Source organism: uncultured Shewanella sp. (assembly GCF_947501225.1).
Lineage (GTDB): Bacteria > Pseudomonadota > Gammaproteobacteria > Enterobacterales > Shewanellaceae > Shewanella.
In genome coordinates, this window is the sequence record NZ_CANMUW010000008.1 from 23,391 (window position 1) to 42,800 (window position 19,410).

The 19,410-nt window shown below is 46.5% G+C and carries 22 protein-coding genes; 7 read left to right on the top strand and 15 right to left on the bottom strand.

What is annotated here, in order from left to right; genetic code table 11:
* Positions 1–115: 115 nt before the first annotated feature.
* Entirely contained in the window at positions 116–1,153 is a 1,038-nt protein-coding gene (locus Q1B47_RS12800) for a Glu/Leu/Phe/Val dehydrogenase (protein WP_299794222.1), read from the bottom strand.
* A gap of 247 nt (positions 1,154–1,400) precedes the next feature.
* Here Q1B47_RS12800 and Q1B47_RS12805 point away from each other — a divergent pair, with 247 nt between their 5' ends.
* Positions 1,401–1,844 (top strand): DUF4826 family protein, encoded by a 444-nt coding sequence (locus Q1B47_RS12805; RefSeq protein WP_299794224.1) that lies wholly within the window; start codon positions 1,401–1,403, stop codon positions 1,842–1,844.
* Positions 1,845–2,019: 175 nt separating this feature from the next.
* On the opposite strand, the gene purB is transcribed toward Q1B47_RS12805, so the two are convergent.
* From purB to Q1B47_RS12830, 5 genes are all read right to left on the bottom strand, one after another.
* Complete coding sequence (purB, locus tag Q1B47_RS12810; RefSeq protein ID WP_299794226.1) at positions 2,020–3,387, bottom strand: adenylosuccinate lyase; 1,368 nt, start codon at positions 3,385–3,387, stop codon at positions 2,020–2,022.
* Between the two features lie 31 nt (positions 3,388–3,418).
* The gene (hflD, locus tag Q1B47_RS12815; RefSeq protein ID WP_299794229.1) at positions 3,419–4,033 is read right to left on the bottom strand and encodes a high frequency lysogenization protein HflD; all 615 of its coding nucleotides are present in this window, start codon (positions 4,031–4,033) and stop codon (positions 3,419–3,421) included.
* Positions 4,034–4,036: 3 nt separating this feature from the next.
* Complete coding sequence (gene mnmA / locus Q1B47_RS12820) at positions 4,037–5,152, bottom strand: tRNA 2-thiouridine(34) synthase MnmA (protein WP_299794231.1); 1,116 nt, start codon at positions 5,150–5,152, stop codon at positions 4,037–4,039.
* Positions 5,153–5,258: 106 nt separating this feature from the next.
* Positions 5,259–5,735 carry an NUDIX hydrolase gene (locus tag Q1B47_RS12825; protein WP_299794234.1) on the bottom strand — a complete coding sequence of 159 codons (477 nt, stop codon included), beginning with the start codon at positions 5,733–5,735 and terminating at the stop codon, positions 5,259–5,261.
* A gap of 105 nt (positions 5,736–5,840) precedes the next feature.
* Positions 5,841–6,551 carry a pseudouridine synthase gene (locus tag Q1B47_RS12830; protein ID WP_299794237.1) on the bottom strand — a complete coding sequence of 237 codons (711 nt, stop codon included), beginning with the start codon at positions 6,549–6,551 and terminating at the stop codon, positions 5,841–5,843.
* Positions 6,552–6,911: 360 nt separating this feature from the next.
* On the opposite strand from Q1B47_RS12830, the gene Q1B47_RS12835 reads away from it, so the two are divergent.
* Positions 6,912–9,137 carry an NADP-dependent isocitrate dehydrogenase gene (locus Q1B47_RS12835; RefSeq protein ID WP_299794240.1) on the top strand — a complete coding sequence of 742 codons (2,226 nt, stop codon included), beginning with the start codon at positions 6,912–6,914 and terminating at the stop codon, positions 9,135–9,137.
* 117 nt (positions 9,138–9,254) lie between these two features.
* Here the strand turns inward: Q1B47_RS12835 and cspD are convergent, their stop codons facing one another.
* Positions 9,255–9,461: a cold shock domain-containing protein CspD gene (gene cspD / locus Q1B47_RS12840; protein WP_076413583.1), complete on the bottom strand. Its 207-nt coding sequence runs from the start codon at positions 9,459–9,461 to the stop codon at positions 9,255–9,257.
* A gap of 247 nt (positions 9,462–9,708) precedes the next feature.
* Here cspD and clpS point away from each other — a divergent pair, with 247 nt between their 5' ends.
* Both clpS and clpA read left to right on the top strand, forming a co-directional pair.
* Entirely contained in the window at positions 9,709–10,017 is a 309-nt protein-coding gene (gene clpS / locus Q1B47_RS12845) for an ATP-dependent Clp protease adapter ClpS (RefSeq protein WP_299794251.1), read from the top strand.
* A gap of 36 nt (positions 10,018–10,053) precedes the next feature.
* Positions 10,054–12,312, top strand: coding sequence for an ATP-dependent Clp protease ATP-binding subunit ClpA (clpA, locus tag Q1B47_RS12850; protein ID WP_299794254.1), 2,259 nt, complete (start codon positions 10,054–10,056; stop codon positions 12,310–12,312).
* A gap of 108 nt (positions 12,313–12,420) precedes the next feature.
* Here the strand turns inward: clpA and infA are convergent, their stop codons facing one another.
* From infA to aat, 3 genes are all read right to left on the bottom strand, one after another.
* Entirely contained in the window at positions 12,421–12,639 is a 219-nt protein-coding gene (gene infA / locus Q1B47_RS12855) for a translation initiation factor IF-1 (protein WP_011865366.1), read from the bottom strand.
* Positions 12,640–12,779: 140 nt separating this feature from the next.
* Entirely contained in the window at positions 12,780–13,490 is a 711-nt protein-coding gene (locus tag Q1B47_RS12860) for an arginyltransferase (protein WP_299794282.1), read from the bottom strand.
* On the bottom strand, positions 13,480–14,190 hold the full coding sequence (aat, locus tag Q1B47_RS12865) for a leucyl/phenylalanyl-tRNA--protein transferase (protein ID WP_299794285.1): 711 nt from the start codon (positions 14,188–14,190) through the stop codon (positions 13,480–13,482). The genes Q1B47_RS12860 and aat overlap by 11 nt, the downstream gene beginning before the upstream one ends.
* A gap of 55 nt (positions 14,191–14,245) precedes the next feature.
* On the opposite strand from aat, the gene Q1B47_RS12870 reads away from it, so the two are divergent.
* Positions 14,246–14,722 (top strand): glycine zipper 2TM domain-containing protein, encoded by a 477-nt coding sequence (locus Q1B47_RS12870; protein WP_299794288.1) that lies wholly within the window; start codon positions 14,246–14,248, stop codon positions 14,720–14,722.
* A gap of 86 nt (positions 14,723–14,808) precedes the next feature.
* Here the strand turns inward: Q1B47_RS12870 and Q1B47_RS12875 are convergent, their stop codons facing one another.
* Positions 14,809–15,168 carry a hypothetical protein gene (locus tag Q1B47_RS12875; RefSeq protein ID WP_299794292.1) on the bottom strand — a complete coding sequence of 120 codons (360 nt, stop codon included), beginning with the start codon at positions 15,166–15,168 and terminating at the stop codon, positions 14,809–14,811.
* A 260-nt stretch (positions 15,169–15,428) separates the two neighbouring features.
* Between Q1B47_RS12875 and Q1B47_RS12880 the strand changes: the two genes are divergently transcribed.
* Together Q1B47_RS12880 and Q1B47_RS12885 are read left to right on the top strand one after the other, a co-directional pair.
* Positions 15,429–16,181, top strand: a complete 753-nt coding sequence (locus Q1B47_RS12880) for a Nif3-like dinuclear metal center hexameric protein (protein WP_299794295.1) — start codon at positions 15,429–15,431, stop codon at positions 16,179–16,181.
* 344 nt (positions 16,182–16,525) lie between these two features.
* Positions 16,526–17,293 (top strand): hypothetical protein, encoded by a 768-nt coding sequence (locus Q1B47_RS12885; protein ID WP_299794298.1) that lies wholly within the window; start codon positions 16,526–16,528, stop codon positions 17,291–17,293.
* Positions 17,294–17,380: 87 nt separating this feature from the next.
* Here the strand turns inward: Q1B47_RS12885 and Q1B47_RS12890 are convergent, their stop codons facing one another.
* The 4 genes from Q1B47_RS12890 to hypE form a co-directional block, all read right to left on the bottom strand.
* On the bottom strand, positions 17,381–17,602 hold the full coding sequence (locus tag Q1B47_RS12890; protein ID WP_299794301.1) for a GDCCVxC domain-containing (seleno)protein: 222 nt from the start codon (positions 17,600–17,602) through the stop codon (positions 17,381–17,383).
* A 190-nt stretch (positions 17,603–17,792) separates the two neighbouring features.
* Positions 17,793–17,960 carry a hypothetical protein gene (locus Q1B47_RS12895; RefSeq protein WP_299794304.1) on the bottom strand — a complete coding sequence of 56 codons (168 nt, stop codon included), beginning with the start codon at positions 17,958–17,960 and terminating at the stop codon, positions 17,793–17,795.
* A gap of 75 nt (positions 17,961–18,035) precedes the next feature.
* Positions 18,036–18,383 carry a hydrogenase/urease nickel incorporation protein HypA gene (gene hypA / locus Q1B47_RS12900; protein ID WP_299794307.1) on the bottom strand — a complete coding sequence of 116 codons (348 nt, stop codon included), beginning with the start codon at positions 18,381–18,383 and terminating at the stop codon, positions 18,036–18,038.
* Between the two features lie 2 nt (positions 18,384–18,385).
* Positions 18,386–19,402, bottom strand: coding sequence for a hydrogenase expression/formation protein HypE (gene hypE / locus Q1B47_RS12905; RefSeq protein WP_299794614.1), 1,017 nt, complete (start codon positions 19,400–19,402; stop codon positions 18,386–18,388).
* Between the last annotated feature and the right edge of the window lie 8 nt (positions 19,403–19,410).

Consider the following 19,410-nt stretch of genomic DNA (forward strand, 5'->3'; position numbering starts at 1 on the left):
TCAATTTCTATCCCGTTGGTCATACACGGAAAATATTTTTAAGAAAAAAGGGACGAAATATCGATTTCGTCCCTTAGGCTGCATTTTACGAAATAGCGAGAATACTCTAGCTCGGTTACGACCTTTTGGCTGTCTCGATGATGTTACGAGCCATCTCATCGGCCACAGAAGCCGTCGTTCTGCCTTGTTCATCTGCCTGGGCAAAGATTCTCATCAAGGTGCCGTAGATCTCTTCAACTTTCTTCGTCGCTGAGGTCACATCATAATCTTTTTCGAAGGAAACATTGATGATGCCTCCTGCATTAATCACATAGTCAGGCGCATATAAGATACCCAGCTCTTTGAGCTTTTCACCATGACGCAACTCGGCTAGCTGGTTGTTTGCACAGCCGGCGACTATGGTGGCCTTGAGTTGAGGTATGGTTACATCGTTAATCGTCGCACCAAGCGCACAGGGCGCATATATGTCAACATCCTGCTTATAGATATCCTGTGGCTCAACTATGGTCGCTCCGAATTCAGTGGCGACCTTGTCCAGTGAAGATTGATGGATATCGGTAACGATTAACTCGGCTCCCTCTTCGTGAAGGTGACGGCATAGATAGTATCCGACATGGCCGACACCCTGAACCGAAATCTTAAGGCCTTTGAGTGAATCAAGGCCACGCTGATGCTTGACTGCGGCCTTGATACCTAAATATGTGCCTAATGCGGTGAAAGGGGATGGGTCGCCGCTCTTTCCTTCGAGCCCAGCCATATAAGGGGTCTCTTCATGGGCAATCATAATATCTGCCGTCGATACGCCGACATCTTCGGCAGAATAATATTTGCCACCCAGACTATGGATACAACGACCGAAGGCACGGAAAAGTGCCTCTCTGTTTTCAGTATCGGGATCGGCGATTATCACCGATTTACCACCGCCCATCTCCAGTCCTGCAAGGGCATTTTTATAAGTCATGCCACGGGATAGACGTAAAACATCATTTAAGGCTTCATCGTCAGACTCATAGTTCCACATTCTACAGCCACCAACAGCGGGCCCTAGTTTAGTGTTGTGGATAGCGACAATCGCTTTTAAGCCACTTTCTTTGTCCTGACAAAATACAACCTGTTCATGTTCATCAAAAGAGATATGATTGAATACGGCCACGTAGTGTTCTCCGCTGGGAAATGAAACGTCGAAAACATCGACGACTTGTTTAAATTATATTGCAGAACGATAGCATTTAGAGATACCCTCAACAAAGTAAAGATTTGGATTAATTGTGATCTGTGTGGCAATTTAGCTTTCCACTTTACGTTAACGTCAAGTTGAGTGTTGTTTACCTGGTCGATACCGGGTCACTTTCGGGAAGCGCTTGCAGATCTGCAAAATAACAATAAGACAGGAATGAAGTATGACGGAGCAAGCAGTCGATCAAACTCAAGAGCTTGATCAGGAAAAACAGGAAGCGCTGAGACAAGAGTGGATCAGAGAGCACTTTCAAAAAGCGAATCGCTTTCTCGCCGAAAAGGGTGTGATCCCGAGTAATGTTATTGCCGATGAAAGCCGCTATCTAGCTCCCTACGTTGCGATCTGGAAAATGGAATCTAAACAGCCAAAGAAACAGACATTTTGGGTAATGTCAGGCGATCTCCCTTCAGATTATGTTGATGTTAATGTTGCCGGCACGGCGCGTGAGGCGATCCGTCACTTCTCTATGATGTGGCAACTAAAAGCTGAAAATCTGCATAAGTCGGGGGCTACCAAAGATCCTATGCAGGCTAAATTTGCCCGGGTTTTGGTTTCAAGGGCCGAAAGCCTTTATCAGATCCACAATGACGACAAGTTATGGACATGAGCAGTTAGGAGATAGTCCAGACTGTGAAGATAAGATATAAAGATGGCACCGAACATGGTGCCATTTTTTATTGCCTGTTTGATTCCATACCAAGCGGTATCAGATATAAAAAAAGCGGTAAGTAAACTCTTACCGCTTTTTTATCACTTAAACAGTATCATCCAACGGCCGATGGTTATAGCTCGTCTACAAACGTTTCGGCGCGGCCGATGTAGTTAGCAGGTGTCATCTTCTTAAGTTCGACTTTAACCTCATCGGGTAGTTCCAGGCCGTCGATAAAGATAGCGAGTTGCTCACCATCGATACGCTTACCACGAGTCAGCTCCTTAAGCTTCTCATAGGGCTTCTCGATGCCATAGCGGCGCATAACGGTTTGTACCGGCTCAGCAAGGACTTCCCAGTTCTTGTCCAGCTCACCGCGAAGCTGCTCTTCATTGACCTCCAGCTTGCTGATCCCTTTAAGTGTCGCCTGGTACGCGATTAATGCATGTGCCATACCAACACCCAGGTTACGAAGCACCGTTGAATCGGTAAGGTCACGCTGCCAGCGAGAAACCGGCAGCTTAGATGCCAGATGTTGCATCAGCGCATTAGCAATACCTAAGTTACCTTCTGAGTTTTCGAAATCGATGGGGTTCACTTTATGGGGCATGGTGGATGAACCAATCTCGCCGGCAATGGTTTTCTGCTTGAAGTGACCCAGGGCGATATAGCCCCAGATATCACGGTCGAAATCGATCAGTACCGTGTTGAAACGTGCAACAGCATCGAAAAGTTCGGCGATATAATCATGTGGTTCGATCTGAGTCGTGTATGGATTCCAGTTAAGCCCGAGACTGGTAACAAAACGCTCAGACAAGGTGTGCCAGTCGACTTCCGGATAGGCCGACAGGTGAGCGTTGTAGTTACCCACTGCGCCATTGATCTTACCCATGACTTCAACTGCGTTGATCTGCTTAAGCTGGCGTTCCAGACGAACCGCCACGTTTGCCATCTCTTTACCTAATGTAGAGGGAGAGGCTGGCTGACCGTGGGTACGTGACATTAATGGTACAGAGCGGTATGCCTTTGCCAGTGACTTAATGGCATCGATGACCTGCTGACAATAGGGAGCCAGCACCTGGTCGCGGGCTTCGCTGAGCATTAAGCCGTGAGAAAGGTTGTTGATATCCTCTGAGGTACAGGCAAAGTGAACAAACTCATCGATTGCGGCAAGCTCAGCATTGTCCGCTATCCGCTCTTTGATGAAGTATTCAACGGCTTTAACATCATGGTTTGTCGTTGCTTCAATTTTCTTAACGCGAAGCGCATCCTCTTCATCGAAGTTATCTTTTATCTGATCGAGCAGGGCTAATGCTGTTTCGCTAAAGGGTGGAACCTCTTCTATTTCTGGGCAGCTGGAAAGCAGCTTTAACCAGTTGATTTCGACTTGAACACGATACTTGGTCAGGCCGTACTCGCTGAAAATCCCTCTTAATGAGGCGGTTTTACTACCATAACGACCGTCTACCGGAGAGATAGCAGTTAGTGCGGAAAGTTCCATTAGAAGCTCCTTTATGAACTTGGCTTATTTATTATAGGGTGAGGCTTTTTTTAGCTATATCGACTATTGTTTTTCTTGCGAAGACAAGGTGTCTGCGCTTGCCTCCTAATTGGCGCCATAATACTGCGCTGCGCATGGCTGACAGCAGTAGGGCACGAATCTTTTCCTGTACTTGAGGCTGTTTCAGGTATTCAGGATTACCCGAAATTTGAATCTTGGGCCCTAACGTACTGATGATATCGCTATAGATACCGGCGAAATTAGCGATGACCTGCTGATCGGTGATCTCAAAGTGATGTAGTTGACGATGGATCTGATTGATACGTTCAGACAATATTCCCATGGCATTCCCACGGGCTAATTTTCTTTCTAAGGCCAAAATACCGACAAGATATCGCGTCACCTCGACATCTTTATCTTTAGCATCACCGAGTTGATTGATAATGAGTTGGTAGCCTTTATTCAAGGCTACTTTGTCAGCATAAACATCAGAGGTTGTATCCGGATTAGTTACCAGAATGGTGTTTAAGCTGGCTGCAAGGCTGTCTCTGTCTGAGTTTCCATGTCTCGCAATGTGTTGCACTTGCGCAATGGCCTGCAAAATACCTGCAAAGGCCATAGTACGGTCAATTAGCTGCTCGCTCACGTCTTATTCTCTAATTAATGAATCGATGATTCCGCCACCCAGGCAGAGTTCTGCATCATAAAATACAGCCGATTGTCCCGGGGTTACCGCTGCCACTGGCTCATCAAATATGACTTTAATTCTGTCATCGCCTTCGTAGGTCAAGGTACAGGCAACATCTCTTTGGCGATAACGGGTCTTCACCGTGATTTTAGCGCCATCTACCGGTCCTTTTCTGTCCACCCAGTGGAGTTGATCGGCATAGAAGCCTACTGACATTAACCTTGGGTGATTGCCGCCCTGGCCGACAATCAGAACGTTTCTGTCCATATCTTTGTCGACGACATACCAGGGATCCTCATTGCTGTTTTTCATGCCGCCGATACCCAGGCCCTTACGCTGTCCTAATGTATGGTACATGAGCCCCTGGTGGGTGCCGATAACTTCGCCTTCGGTGGTTTCGATGTCACCCGGTTGCGCCGGCAGGAAGGTACTGAGAAAATCGGTGAACTTGCGTTCGCCGATAAAACAGATCCCCGTGCTGTCCTTCTTATCGTGTGTGATAAGTCCCATCTCTTTCGCTATCTCCCTGACTTCGCTCTTTTCGAGTTCGCCTACGGGAAAAAGTGAACGGGAAATCTGCTCATGGCTCAGGGTGTAGAGGAAGTAACTCTGGTCTTTATTGTTATCTATGCCCCTGAGCATCTGGCTTTGGCCGCTTTCATCACTGCGACGAACATAATGTCCCATGGCGATGAAGTCCGCGTCTAAAATGTCATCTGCAAACTCGAGAAAGGCTTTAAACTTAATCTCTTTATTGCAGATAATATCCGGATTCGGTGTTCTGCCTGCTTTATACTCGGCTAAAAAGTACTCGAATACATTGTCCCAATACTCTGAGGCAAAGTTAACTGTGTGCAGCTTTATTCCCAGCTTGTCACAGACCGCCTGAGCATCTTTTAGATCGTCCGCGGCGGCACAATATTCATCGGTGTCATCTTCTTCCCAGTTTTTCATGAAAAGTCCTTCGACCTGATATCCCTGTTTTAACAGCAGGTAAGCCGAAACTGATGAATCAACACCGCCGGACATGCCGACAATGACTTTTTTACCGATAGTTGTGGGTTCGTTTAATGCCATAGATCCTAAAACCGTTGAATGTGTCTTGGTAGCCGGGGTTGCGGTTCACTCTTTACGAAGTATGAGCGATACAGAAAACAAGCTACATTTTCGGGGGCGTATTCTATCACGCATTCGAGCCAGGGGCTAACCTCAGATGGTCTCCATTAAGCAGTTCCAGCGGATAGTGAATTTTATTACGAAAGTCATTCAGGCTTGTGAGTACCAGAGGGCTTCTGAGTCTATGTTCTATCGCTTTTATCTCCTCAAAGGTTAGCCATAGTGCCCGATTGATCTCTGTGTCTTGTGGATTAAGAGGACAGAGCGCCTCGATGCTGGCATGAAATGTAAACCGCAGGAAGGCGAGGTCATCGCTGGCAGCGAACTGGTATATGCCGGTTAATCCTTGAGGTGTCAGGTTAATGCCTGTCTCCTCAAAGACTTCACGTTGGCAGGCCATGATTAAGGTTTCGCCTTTCTCCAGATGGCCCGCCGGCTGGTTATAGCGTTTTTCTCCGTCAATTATCTCCTCGACGATCAGGTATTTACCTTGACACTCAATAGTGCAGGCCACTGTAACATTGGGTCTATACCTGTCGGTCATACTCAGCTCTCTGTCTGTCGGTGTAAGATTCAACATCGCCACTGAGGGGCTGATGCATTATAAACGGATAGCTGGGTTAAATATCGAAATACAGCATATCCAAGCTTATTCAGGCATCTCAACGACGCAAAATTCTCCGGATTTAATATCGTTAAGACTCCACTGGCCTATTTTATAGCGAATCAATCTGAGAGTAGGAAAGCCTATGCTGGCAGTCATTCTTCTTACCTGACGGTTTCTTCCCTCACAAATTTGTATCTCCAGCCAGGTTGTCGGTATCGACTTGCGCTCCCTGATAGGTGGCGTACGTACCCAGATATCCGGTTGAGGCATGATCTTTACTTTTGCAGGTAGCGTCATGCCATCTTTAAGCTCGACACCTTGGCGTAACTTATTCAGCTCCTCCTCGTCGGGTGCACCTTCTACTTGAACCCAGTAGGTCTTAAAGGTGCGTTTTTTCGGCTCGGTGATCTTAGATTGTAATTTACCGTCGTTAGTCAGTAAGAGCAGTCCCTCGCTGTCTCTGTCCAGACGCCCCGCTGCATAGACGTCCGGGATGGGAATATAGTCTTTCAATGTTTTACGACCCTGCTCATCGGTAAACTGGCAAAGCACATCGAATGGCTTGTTAAACAATACTATAACAGGATCTTTGGCTCTGGGTTTTGCGGTAACTCTTTTGCGTTTTGCCGGCTTAGCAGTATGCTGTTTATTGCTTTTATGTCTATCAGAGCGCTTGTCTCCATTGGCGGTTCTGTTGCCGAATGATGAAGTGGCTTTTTTGGGTTTTGCTTGACGAGAAATAGTGTGACTCACTTTTGCTAACTTCTGGCATAGTATGACTTTATACTCATATTGTACTTCGCATTCGCCATTAGTGGAATTTGAATATTGCCCGGAATGATCTATGATATGCGCCATTAAAGTGTGATCTGTGACTAATTGTTATTAATTTTGAGAAGTTAATCGTGGCGCAAAGACCTGGAGCTTAGCGCCGTATAAACGCGAGACGCCTGATAATTGAAGCGTGGCTCAACCGGCTTCATTCACGATTAGCGCGTCTCTTAACAGCCAATGGCCCAACTCTTATAAGAAACTGTATCACGAATAAAAAGCAGTGTAAGAATAAACTAAAATATCTTAAATTCTTTATTTTACAATAATGTAGGAATGAAAATGACCGACAAATCATCAACGATTATTTATACCGAAACGGACGAAGCTCCGGCATTAGCCACTCTCTCTTTATTACCTATCATTAAGACCTTTACTCAAGCCGCCGGTGTGAGTGTTGAAACTCGAGATATCTCCCTATCAGGCCGGGTTATTGCTAATTTTCCTAACAAGCTTTCCGAGTCTCAAAAAATTTCAGATGCCTTAGGTGAATTAGGCGAGTTAGTGAGTAAGCCAGGCGCTAATATCATCAAGCTACCTAATATCAGTGCATCTATTCCTCAGCTTAAAGCCTGTATTTTGGAGCTGCAGAACAAAGGTTACGATATCCCGTCTTATCCGGATGAGCCGGCAAACGCTGCAGAAACTGCGATTAAAGCTCGTTATGACAAAATCAAAGGAAGTGCGGTAAACCCGGTTTTGCGTGAAGGTAATTCAGATCGCCGTGCACCTGGGTCAGTGAAGCAATATGCACAGAAGAACCCTCATTCAATGGGCGCCTGGAGTCGTGACTCAAAATCTCATGTGGCACACATGAGTGAAGGCGACTTCTATGGCAGTGAAAAGTCTATGACTCTCGATAAAGAGAGTAATGTTCATATCGTATTAGCCAAAAAAGATGGCAGTGAGCAGGTGCTCAGAGAATCACTCTCTTTACAGGTTGGTGAAGTTATCGATGCCGCTGTGATGAGTAAGAGTGCATTGGTTGAGTTTTTTGAACGTGAAACTCAAGATGCCAAGGCGCAGGATGTATTGCTCTCTTTGCACCTGAAAGCAACCATGATGAAGGTATCTGACCCGATTTTATTTGGTCATGCCGTGAAGGTTTATTATAAAGACGTATTTACTAAGTATGCCGGCTTGTTTGAAGAGTTGGGCGTCGATGCCAATAATGGTATTGGCGATGTATACGCTAAGATAGCTACACTTTCCGATGAGCGCAAAGCCGAAATCGAAGCCGATATTGCAGCTATTTATCAGCAGCGCCCGGAACTTGCTATGGTCGACTCTGATAAAGGGATCACCAACCTGCATGTGCCGAGCGATGTCATTATCGATGCCTCTATGCCGGCTGCAATCCGTACATCAGGAATGATGTGGGGCGCAGACGGTCAACCCAAAGATACCAAGGCTATGATCCCTGACCGCTGCTATGCAGGCGTTTACCAGGAGACCATGAAGTTCTGTAAAGAGAATGGTGCCTTTGACCCCTCAACCATGGGAAGTGTGCCCAATGTCGGCTTGATGGCACAGAAAGCCGAAGAGTATGGCAGCCATGATAAGACATTTGAGATTCCGGCTGCGGGTACGGTCAAGGTCATTGATAACAATGGCGACGTATTGTTGAGTCACGATGTCGAGGCAGGTGATATCTGGAGAATGTGTCAGGTCAAAGATGCGCCAATTCGTGATTGGGTTAAACTGGCCGTAAGACGTGCTCGCCTGTCATCGACGCCTGCCGTTTTCTGGCTGGATGAAAACCGTGCTCATGATGCTCAAATCATCCGCAAGGTGAAGCAATATCTTCCTGAGCATGATACACAGGGGCTTGATATTCAGATCATGTCACCGGTTGAAGCGACCCGATATACGTTGCAGCGTACAAAAGATGGCTTAAATACCATCTCTGTAACCGGCAATGTACTGCGTGACTATCTGACAGACCTCTTTCCGATTCTGGAGCTTGGTACGAGTGCAAAAATGCTCTCAATTGTCCCGTTGATGAACGGCGGTGGCCTGTTTGAAACCGGTGCCGGCGGCAGTGCGCCTAAACATGTCCAGCAAGTTGAGAAAGAGGGGCACCTGCGCTGGGACTCATTAGGTGAGTTTTTAGCTCTGGCGGCGTCGCTGGAGCACCTTAGCCAATCTAACAATAATGCCAAAGCACAGGTATTGGCTGACACGCTGGATACTGCAATCGGTCAGTTCCTGGAGCAAAACAAGTCACCACTACGCCGTGTCGGTCAACTGGACAACCGGGGTAGCCATTTCTATTTGGCTATGTATTGGGCTCAAGCGGTTGCAAACCAGGATCAGGATACCGAGCTGAAGGCTGAGTTTACCTCTCTTGCAGAGTCTTTGACCGCCAATGAGAAGAAAATTGTCGATGAGTTAAATGGTGCTCAAGGGGATGCTGTTGAGCTCGGTGGTTACTATCGCCTGGATGCTGACAAGGCCTCTGCAGCGATGCGCCCAAGCGCAACATTAAACGCCTTGTTTACCGCTTAATATTGGTCAGTCAGCGGAGAGGGAGCCCTCTTCGCTGCTAACTTTGTTGCTTCGAACAAAAAATAAAAAAGGCAGGGAATAGAATATTCCCTGCCTTTTTTGTCTTACGTCGCACCACTAATTTGTGGGCGAAATTGCTGACGCGTGCATACCCTTTGGACCCGCTTCTACTTCGAATTGGACTGGTTGGCCTGCTTTTAGAGTTCGATAGCCTTCCATTTCGATGGTAGAATAGTGTGCAAAAACATCTTCACCACCAGCATCAGGGCAGATAAACCCGAATCCTTTGGCGTTGTTGAACCATTTAACAGTTCCGTTTGCCATACTTCCACTTCCTTCTGTTGTCTACTTCCCAGTAAGATAGTAAAACTTAGTAAGCGGGAAAAATTCACCGCTTGTTGAACAGAATGAAAGCAGTAACATGGTATGTCAAGAGCAAATTAACAATTAATCAACAAATCGGCAAAAAAGTTGTATCAATTGGTGCGGTATATGTGAGATGTTGAGTTATCAATGGGAATAAAATTGTCATTGATTGGTACAAGCCAATAGTAGAGGCTAATATTGAAACATGGGTAAAGCAGTAAATATCGAACATGTAGAAGAGAGTGTAGAATCTGAGTTAATGCCACCGCCTATGTACAAGGTGATACTAAACAATGATGATTACACTCCGATGGACTTTGTGATTGAGGTTTTACAACTCTTCTTCAAAAAGAATGAACAGGATGCCACTGACATCATGTTGGCTATTCATAATCAAGGCAAAGGGATCTGTGGAGTCTTTCCCTTTGGAATTGCAGAAACTAAGGTTGCTCAGGTAAATCAATTTGCAAGACAAAACCAACATCCGTTACTGTGTTCTTTAGAGAAAGCCTGAATTGGGTAAATCATGTGGTAAATTTAGGGGGCGCTTATGCTAAATAAAGATCTCGAAGTCACCTTAAATCTGGCATTCCAACAAGCCAGAGATGCCCGTCATGAGTATATGACGGTAGAACATTTACTCTTAGCCTTAATCGATAATCCAGCGGCGCAGGAAGCCTTGGTCGCTTGTGGGGCAAACCTTGATAAGTTAAGAGAGGATGTATCAGGTTTTATTCAACAAACGACGCCCATCATCGCCGATCCAGAAGACGATAGAGAGACTCAGCCTACATTAGGTTTCCAGCGTGTGCTTCAAAGGGCCGTTTTCCATGTCCAGTCATCGGGACGAAATGAAGTTACCGGTGCCAACGTACTCGTCGCTATCTTCAGTGAGCAGGAATCCCAAGCCGTTTACCTACTGCGTAATGGTGAGGTAACCCGACTCGACGTGGTGAACTTTATCTCCCACGGTGTTTCGAAGAATGAGATGGATAGTGATCTGAATCAGGAGCGAATAGAAGATCAAACTGAGACCGAGGAGGAGAAGAGCAAGTTGTCTCAGTTTGCCGATAACCTTAATGAGCGTGCGCTTCTTGGGAATATTGATCCCTTAATTGGCCGAAGCGACGAGATTGAGCGATCTATTCAGATCCTCTGCCGCAGAAGAAAAAACAATCCACTCCTTGTGGGCGAAGCCGGTGTTGGTAAGACCGCTATTGCTGAAGGGCTGGCTTATCGCATCGTCAAGGAGGAGGTGCCAGATATTATGAGTAAGGCAACCGTCTACTCATTGGACTTAGGCGCACTACTTGCGGGAACTAAATATCGCGGTGATTTTGAAAAACGTTTTAAAAGCCTGCTCAGGGAGCTCGAACATAATGAGCATGCCATCCTGTTTATCGATGAGATCCATACCATAATTGGTGCCGGCGCTGCTTCCGGTGGGGTGATGGATGCTTCAAATCTACTCAAGCCCCTATTGTCCGGCGGTAACCTCAGGTGTATGGGCTCGACGACTTTTCAGGAGTACCAGAGTATCTTCGAGAAGGACAGGGCGCTAGCGAGACGATTCCAGAAGGTGGATATTAACGAACCGTCTGTCGCCGAAACTACCAAGATCCTTCAGGGACTCAAGTCAAAATATGAAGAACATCATGGGGTCAGATATACGATGGCTGCGTTGAGTGTCGCGGCAAAACTGTCTGATAAGCATATCAATGACCGTCATCTGCCGGATAAAGCGATCGATGTTATCGATGAAGCCGGAGCACGTATGGCAATGCAGCCGGCGAGTCGCCGTAAGAAGACCATAGGTCAGGGAGAGATTGAGTCCATCATAGCCAAGATGGCACGCATTCCTGAGAAGTCTGTATCGGCCACTGACAAAGATATGCTTCGCAATCTTGAACGTAACCTGAAAATGGTGGTCTTTGGACAGGATAATGCGATTGAGAGCCTCAGTTCGGCTATTCGTTTATCACGCAGTGGGTTAGGCGGAGAAGATAAGCCGGTCGGTAGTTTTCTGTTTGCCGGTCCTACAGGGGTTGGTAAAACTGAGGTGACGAGTCAACTGGCTAAATGTCTCGGCCTGAATTTAGTACGATTTGACATGTCTGAATATATGGAGAGCCATACGGTCTCACGCCTTATCGGTGCACCACCGGGATATGTCGGTTACGATCAAGGTGGCCTGTTAACCGATGCCGTGATTAAAACACCTCACTGTGTCGTATTGCTAGATGAGATTGAAAAGGCACATCCGGATGTCTACAACCTGCTGCTGCAGGTGATGGATCACGGTACCTTAACAGACAACAATGGTCGTAAAGCCGATTTCAGGCACGTTACCCTGGTGATGACGACCAATGCGGGTGTTCAGGAGACGGTGAGAAAGTCGATAGGCTTTAAACAGCAAGACCACAGTCTGGACGCGCTTTCTGAGATCAACAAAGTATTTTCACCTGAGTTCAGAAATCGCCTGGATGAGATCATCTGGTTCAACCACCTCGATATGATGGTGATAGCTAAAGTTGTCGATAAGTTCCTTGTTGAACTTCAAGCTCAGCTTGATGATAAGGGAGTGACCTTAGATGTTACCGATGAAGCCAGAACCTTACTCGCCGAGAAAGGTTATGATAAGTCGATGGGCGCAAGGCCTATGGCACGAGTCGTTACCGAGTTGATCAAACGGCCTCTGGCCGATGAGATCTTGTTTGGCGATCTCGAGAAGGGTGGTATTGCTCATGTCGATATCGACAATGATGAGATCGCGATCTCGATTAAGAGTCCTGAAAAAGTGAATAGCTGATATTTCCCGGACGCAAGGTACAAAAAAGGCTGCAACTGCAGCCTTTTTTAATTACGATTAAAATAAAAAAACCGGCCTGGCCGGTTTTTAAAATCTGTTATTGCTAACTTAGCGTGAACGGAAGACGATGCGACCTTTGCTCAAATCGTAAGGGGTCAGCTGAACTGTGACCTTATCACCGGTCAAAATTCTAATATAGTTTTTACGCATTTTGCCTGAGATGTGTGCAATCACAACGTGACCATTCTCTAGCTCCACACGAAACATTGTGTTCGGCAAGGTTTCAAGGATCGTGCCTTGCATCTCAATGTTGTCTTCTTTCGCCATTAATCAGTTATCCTGTTAGCCTTCAAATATTAAAAACGGGCGTATCATGCCGTAAAATCCGGCTCCTGTAAAGAGAAGGTTAGCTTAAGCGTGATAAATAACCAGGGGATAGCCCGCTGGGGATCGATGAACAATAGAGTTTATTCTTCAGGCGCTTGCTGCCATCCTGATGCCGTTAAAATCTGGTATGGGGTATAGTCCCGTTTATAGTTCATCTTTCTCGACTCATCGATCTGATAGCCAAGATAAACGAACTCTTTGTCCATCAACTTTGCCAGGCGGCACTGGATGAGTATGAGCAGCGAACCAAGCGAACGCTTTTGCTCATCAGGGCAGAAAAAGCTATATATCGCCGATAAACTGTTTGGCAGAATGTCGGTAACGGCCACGCCTATTAGTGACTCTTTGTTCCATAGCTCTATGAATATGGGCTTGAGCCATCCGGAAGCGATAAAGTGATAATACTGCTCTTTTGAGGCCGGATACATAGGTCCGTCTTTGTGCCTGACATTAATATATCTCTCATAGAGCGTATAGTGCTCCTCGGTCTGTTTGTCGACAATTTTCCAAACCAGATCCCGGTTATTTCTCAGGGTTCTCTTTTGCCTTCTTGACGGCGTGAACAGACGTGCTGGGAGCCTGATCGGCAGGCAGGCCTGACAGTTGGGGCATTGTGGTTTATAGATCGTTCCGCCACTGCGCCTGAAACCTAAGGCTAAGAGTTGCTCGAACAGTTCCAGACCTATATCCCCCTCTTGTAAGACTAACAACTGCTCCTGTTGAGTCTCGATATAGCTACAGGGAAAAATTTTAGTGACTCCAACCGAAATGGGTTGTGATTTAAAGCTCAAGAAGTACCTCTGTTACTACCCAGGGATCTGAGGCGACGTTACCGTCACGAAAACGCTTAAGCAGATTGATGAAATCTCTTCTCTTCAGGGCGGTAGCCCCTAATGATTCCAGGTGAGGGTTTATCACCTGCGCGTCTATGAGTTTGAACCCTTGTTTCAAAAGGTGTTGGTGTAATACAAGCATGGCAGCTTTAGATGCATTTGTCTGTGTGTGAAACATAGATTCGCCACAGAAAACTTGCCCGATCGCTAAGCCATACAGCCCGCCTATCAGTGTATCGCCATCCCAAACCTCTAGAGAGTGGGCGTGCCCCTGCTTGTGCAGTTGAAGGTAAGCCGCTTGAATATCCTCTGTTATCCAGGTGCCATCCTGGGCTGCCCTTGGGGCGGCACATCCCATCACTACCTGTTTGAAAGCACGATTGATGCTAAAGGTCCAATCTTGTTTCTTAAGGTGTTTTATCAGGCTGCGGCTGGTTTTCATACTGCCCGGAACAAATACCGCCCGTGGATCGGGTGACCACCAGAGGATGGGGTCGTCGGCATTAAACCAGGGAAAGATCCCCTCATAGTAGGCATTTAACAGGCGGGTCGGGTGTAGGTCTCCCCCAATGGCGAGTAAGCCATTAGGATCGGTCAAAGCATATTCCGGTGAAGGAAAGCGCTCGAGCTCATGATTTAAGTAGGACAGAGAGTTCACAATTGAGTAAAATTATCTTTATGAGACCTTCTTATAAGTTAGCGGAAAATTGATTATGTTGAAACCTAGTATTAGTCGCTTATTTTACGTTTGCTTGTTTTTTAGCGTTTTTCTCCCGGCGCATGCCGCTTACGATCGTAATCAGGCGGTACCGGTTGAGAAAGTTGTCTATGGCAGCATAGTTTCCGTCCGGAATATCACTCAGAACCAGCTGGTGGAAGATAGAAACCAGGGGTGGAAGACCTTCGGTGGTGCCCTCATCGGTGGTGTCATCGGTCATCAGTTTGGTGGGGGGAGCGGAAAGGATGTAGCCACTGTGCTCGGAGCGCTGATTGGTGCCGGGATCGGTAACCGCCAAGGCAATTCGAGTTATGTTCAGCAGCTTAAGTTAGTCGAGTTGATGATACAGCAAGATGATGGCGAGCAGGTGATGATTATTCAGGATCTGGATCCTGGGATGATCTTCAATGCGGGAGATGAGGTTCGCGTTGTTTATCTGCAGGGCGGAGTCAGAGTCGACCGTGCCATGTAGCGGATCCGCATGATTGGCATATCAACACCCGAATAAATAAAAAGGAGCCATCGGCTCCTTTTTATTTATTGTGAGTAGTCTGGGGACTAGAAACCGCGAGGTAACTGTCCTTTACCCGCAAGTTTTTCACGCCATAGCTCTTTAGGTGTTTTACCACCCTTAGCATTAGCCGAACTGGTTTTCTTTGTTGCCGGTGCCTTCTTGGCTACCGCTTTAGGCTTAGTGGTTTTAGCCACAGGTTTAGCTTTAGTTTCTGCTTCTGCCTGAGGTGCAACGTCACCGTTTAATTCGGCTAGCATCTTCTCAAGTTCACTGAAACGTAATGACTTACCGCCATCGATTTTGTACCAGCTGCCTTTCTGCTCAATTGTTACAGCACTACCTTGCTTTTCGGCTAAGGCAGACTCTAACGCGCTGATAACCTCTTCTTTGGTCAGTTTTGACATAGTTATAACCTATTTATTTTAATGTTTACCTGAAGGTTTGAGCCAATTTTATAGGTGAAACTGGTATAAAGTCCAATTTTCACTGAAAATCTGACGTTTTAATCGATTTTATGGACATAATGCGACTAAAATCATAGCGAAGCCGGCAGCAATCAGGCGATTTAGTTACCACTTAGTTTAGTAAATAATCAGGTGGACGTGAGCGCTTTGCTGTTTATTGATCGGCTATATTTCCACAAAAGAATAATCAAGGGTGTTTCATGACACGTTCAGAGCTAAGTCGATATCTTTCAGAGTTTCTGCAAATCTCCAACTATAAGGACTATGCGCCTAACGGATTACAAGTTGAGGGCAGAACAAAGATAAACAAAATTGTAACCGGAGTAACGGCTTGTCAGGCATTGATCGACAGAGCTGTAGAGTTAAATGCAGATGCAATTCTGGTACATCATGGCTTTTTCTGGAAAGGGGAGCCTGAAGTCATCACGGGAATGAAGCAAAGAAGGATAAAAGCCTTGCTGGCCAATGATATCAACCTGTTCGGTTATCACCTGCCGTTGGATGGTCACCCTATGTTAGGCAATAACGCTGAGTTGGGCCGCAGATTGGATATCTCGGATGCTGAGCCTGTAGAGGGGGTTGCACAGGGGCTTATCTGGCAGGGACGGTTAGATGCCCCTATGTCTGCAGAAGCCTTCTCGAGTCGATTGAATAATGTGTTGAACAGAGACGCACTGCATATTGGCCAGAGCAGTGGCGAGATCCAAAGCGTCGCCTGGTGCAGCGGCGGTGCGCAGGATTATATCGATATCGCGGCCGATCTGGGTGTCGATGCATTTATCAGCGGAGAGGTATCGGAACGTACCTTCCACAGTGCGATGGAGTTGGGCGTTCACTACTTTGCCGCCGGGCATCATGCGACCGAGCGTTATGGCATTCAGGCACTGGGTGGGCACCTGGCACGAGAGTTTAATATTGAGCATCAGTTCATCGATATCAATAATCCTGTGTGAGGGGAAACGCTACCACCTGAATGACTTTGGAAAAGGGATGGAGTGCGGTTTATAGAGGAGGTGCAGCAATGAAGAAATTAACTGCTTTTCTGCATCTTTCACATACTGAAGGTTAATATTTTGCCACTGAGACCTGCCTTCATGAACCGGCTTGTTTTTGTTGGGGGTATGCGTAATGCTATGGTTTTAATCGAAATGCTGTTTAATTGATCAAGGGGGGACTTAAGTAGGTGGTAGATCCCTTGGGCGTTATGTATCTAAATTGTTATTTTTGATGTGAATCAAGATAATGTTAGCCAGCTCTCTTATAGTGGTAACAAATTATAATTAAAACAGAAGCCCACATGAACACTACCGATCAACAAGAAACTGTAACACCAATTTCTACCTTTACTGTCTCGGCAAGAGGGAAAAGCCGCCTTGAACCAATCGGTCAATTTCTGCAGACCAACTTTCCGTCACTTCCCCTGAATCAGATAGAGAGTATCTTCGGTTTTGTCGAGCGTTCGACCCTGTATGGCGGACGGGCATTTAATCAGAGGCAACTCTCTAACAGTGATGTGTTACAGCTTAATGAGTGGGGGATTGGGGTCAGGATCCCGATGACTAATCACTTTGCCACCCGCGATGAATATCGGCAGAACAAACGAATTTTGCAGAAGTACCATAAGCCACTTAATTCAATTATCTGTACTAATGACGAGCTGGCTCAGTGGATCAGAGATGATTTTCCTCACTATGATGTAGAAGCGAGTGTGATTAAGAATATTACCACCTCAAGTCAGATTGAAGATGCGCTAGCTATCTACTCGACGGTTGTTTTGCCAATGGTTGCAAACGATGACGATGCGCTGCTGGATAGTATCCGGGACAAGAGTCGCATAAGACTGTTTGCCAATGCCGGATGTGCCTACACCTGTCCCGCCAGGATCTGCTACAAATCCTTCTCGAAGATGAATAAGTTTACCGGGGATGAGTTTAAGTGCTCTCAGCCGATTAAGGCACGTGAGAGTAAAGGGATGATAGATTTCGATCTGCAGCGGTTACGCAGTAAAGGTTTCCATAAATTTAAGCTTCTGCGGGCTCAGGTCGGTAATCAAACTGGGTATTAGAAATTTTTAGTGTCGTATCTCGTTATTAATCATAGATATATCGATAGGTATCTGTTTTTCAACTCTTCCTATGTTCGACTGTAGCCACTAACTCTTGTGGCTGCAACAAGGCTCTCCTTCCTGCACCGGAGGGCATTTGACAGTTCCATAAGAGCAAAACACACAGCAATCCCCTTTAAGCGGCCTTAGCAGGGTTTTACATGACTCGCACTCGTAATACCACTGACAGGCATCGGTTGGCATCTTTTCGGCTTTGCTATGGCCGCAAACGGGACAGGTGATGGTCGAAACAAGTGCAACGCTCTTCATTATCTCTCCTTTGGGCAATATCCAGCATTTCAAAAATTATTTTTAGGCGGGTGATAAGAGAGGAGGTTACCTCCTCTTTTATATTTTGAACAAGGGTTTGACAGCGATCGCTGTCAAACATGCTTTTGAGTTTTTGTCTCGATGTTTGAAGTTCAAGCCATAGACAAACCCTTGCCTGAAGCTCTAGTTGTTATTGATTTTTTTTCCAGATAAATGCACCTGCAGCAATGATCACAACGGCTACAAACGGCAAAATGTCGAACATATGGTGGAACAGACCCACACCATTATGTCCTTCGTGTGCCATAGCCATTGATGGCATTGCCAGTAGCGCTATCATCGATAATACATTTTTCATAGGTAACTCCATTTTGTTTATTGTAAGTTTACTTTGGTCAATTATTGATATTTAACGATTCAATTTGTTGTGAAATTATTCAGTCTCGAGTTCCAGTTGCATCAGTAACATCTCCTCACCGTCGGTGAGTCGGGTGTTAAAGCCTTTACAGTGAGGACAGATGAGATTTCTCTCCTCCAGTTGCGTACTGGTATCGCAATCTCTGCAGTGGATCACCAGAGGTTGGATCTGCATCTCCAGTTCGGCATTTTTGCAGATCCCATCGAGTTTGAATGTTTCAAATGCCGTCTTAAGCAGCTCGGGCTCGACACCACTCATGACGCCGATTTTTATCACGACTCGTGCTATGCTGTTAGCCCCGTTCTCTGAAGCATGTTGCTCACACTGCTCGATCAGCGCACTGACGATTGAGTATTCATGCATGGTTAGCAGATCCTTGGAAGCAGTTCACCGTGTGGAAGGTCGAGATAGCGGTTACTTCCCCAAGGTGTCTTGATAACGACTTTTCCCAGGTGCTCATCGGTCACTGTGCCTATGATGGCGGCGTTTTCGCAGTGGCCATAGCGCTGCATTATCTCTAATGCACCCTGGGCGATCTCCTGAGGTACGGCGATGATAAATGTCCCTTCATTGGCCAGGTCATGAGCCTCGAAACCATAGAGTTCGCACAGGCCTTTCACCTCATCACTGATTGGTATATCAGACTCTTCGACCTTGATACCGACATTTGACGCCACTGCCCACTCATTGAGTACCGCTGCTAAACCACCACGGGTAGCGTCACGCATGGCATGAATGTCGATATTGGCGGCGATGAGTTGTTCGATCACAGGCCATAAATTGGCACAATCACTGGTGAGTTCAGACTCGAGAGACAGCGCTTCTCTGGCCATCAAGATAGCGGCGCCATGGCGACCGATATCCCGTGATACTATGATGGCGTCGCCCTTTTGGATGTTTTTGACCGAGATCCCTTTATGTAAGACCCGGCCCACGCCTGACGTGTTGATAAACAGGCCATCTGCACAGCCTTTAGGGACGACCTTAGTGTCGCCGCATACGATACGGGTGCCACTCTTGGCCAGCTCCTGGCTCATGCTTTGGGCAATTGTTCTGAGCTTATCAACCTCAAAACCCTCTTCGATGATGAAGCTACAACTCAGATATTGTGGTTCGGCGCCCATCATTGCCAGATCGTTAACTGTGCCGGCGATCGCCAGCTTTCCGATATCGCCGCCGGCGAAGAAGATAGGGGCGACGGTAAACGAGTCGGTGGTAAACGCTGTTTCACCGGAAAGTTTAAGTAGCGCCGCGTCCTCCTCGCTGTTTAAGATAGGGTTGTGAAACTCACTGAAGAAGATATCCTGGATCAGTGCGTTCATCTCTTTACCACCGCCACCATGGCTAAGTTGAACGGTCTTACTCTTCATTTTATTCGACACTGGTTTAT